Source organism: Streptomyces sp. GC420 (assembly GCF_009916105.1).
GTDB lineage: Bacteria > Actinomycetota > Actinomycetes > Streptomycetales > Streptomycetaceae > Streptomyces.
Genome location: NZ_JAAAXQ010000744.1, coordinates 1 through 1,393 on the forward strand (window position 1 = coordinate 1; position 1,393 = coordinate 1,393).

Here is a 1,393-nt window from a genome sequence, read left to right on the forward strand (position 1 = left end):
GACGCGCACGGCCCGCCCCAGGATGAAGGGCTGGAGGACGTGGCCCTCCAGCTGCTGCACGCCGAGGACGACGACCAGCACCATGAGGGCGGTGAACACCCCCTGCGTGACGAGGGCGACGACCACGAGCGCGCCGGAGGCGGCAGTGAGCGCGGCGACCGCCCAGATCGCGGTGGTCAGGCCGAAGACGTCGGCGAGTATTCCGGCGAGGAGGGCGCCGACGGCGAAACCGCCGTCGCGCCACAGGCGGTAGACGCCGACGGCGCGGGCGCGCCAGGCGGGATGGGCGACGTCGCCGACGACGGCGAGCAGGGTCGGGTAGACCATGGCGGTGCCGATGCCGAGGACGACCTGGGCAGCGGCCCAGACACCGAACGTGGAACCCGACGCGACCACGGCGATGGCCGCCGCCTGGAGCAGCATGCCCGCGGTGATGAGGTGCTTGCGGCCGATATGGTCGGACCACCAGCCGGTGAGCATCTGGCCCGCTCCCCACACGGCCGGATAGAGGGCGGCCAGCGCCCCGATCTGCCCCACGGACAGCCCTTGCGCGGCGAAGAGCAGCGGAAAGACACCCCAGGCCAGCGCGTCGTTGAGATTGTTGACCATCCCCGCCTGGCTGGCCGCCGAGAGCGCCCGGTCGCTCAGGCTGGTGATCCGGGCGACCTGCCGGGTGGTCAGCTCGCCGTGGTGGGCGCTGCCCTCGGGCGTGTGGTGTCTGGCGGCTTCGAGACGCGCGTGCCCGCGCGTCTCGCGCACGGCGAAGACGGACAGCCCCAGGGCGAGGACGAGGTAGGCGGCGCCGAGAAGGAACGGCTCCGGGCGCAGCCCGGCGTGTTCGGCGATGACCCCGGTGGCCATCGCGGTGGCGGCGACGGCGACATAGCCGGCGGCTTCGTTGAAGCCCATGGCCAGGCCGCGGCGCTCCGGTCCGACCAGGTCGATCTTCATCACCACGGTCGTGGACCAGGTCAGGCCCTGGTTGACGCCGAGCAGGACGTTGGCTGCGACGATCCAGCCCCAGGACGGCCCCCAGGCGAGCATCGCGGGCACCGGCAGCGCGACGAGCCATCCGCTGATCAGTACGGGTTTGCGTCCGAAGCGGTCCGACCACGTGCCCGCGAAGAAGTTGGTGACGGCCTTGGTCGCGCCGAACGCCAGGATGTACGTCAGCGCGGAGGTGTAGGCCGACAGGTGGAAGACGTCGTCGGCGAGCAGCGGCAGGACCGTGCGCTCCTGGCCCAGCATGCCGCCGACCAGCGCGTTGACGAGGACGAGCAGGCTGAACTGGGCGAGATTGGCCCGCAGCCCCAGGCGTATGTCCACGTCGGCCTCGCCGGTGGTTCGGACTCTCATGAGGTCTCCTGGACGGGCGGTGGGACGGTCACGGGGG

1 protein-coding gene is annotated in these 1,393 nt (G+C 71.9%); it reads right to left on the bottom strand.

Features of this window, described 5'->3' with window-relative positions:
* A partial coding sequence (locus GUY61_RS38315) for an MFS transporter (RefSeq protein WP_208106987.1) occupies nucleotides 1-1,356 on the bottom strand: 1,356 nt, incomplete at its 3' end.
* Nucleotides 1,357-1,393: the final 37 nt, after the last annotated feature.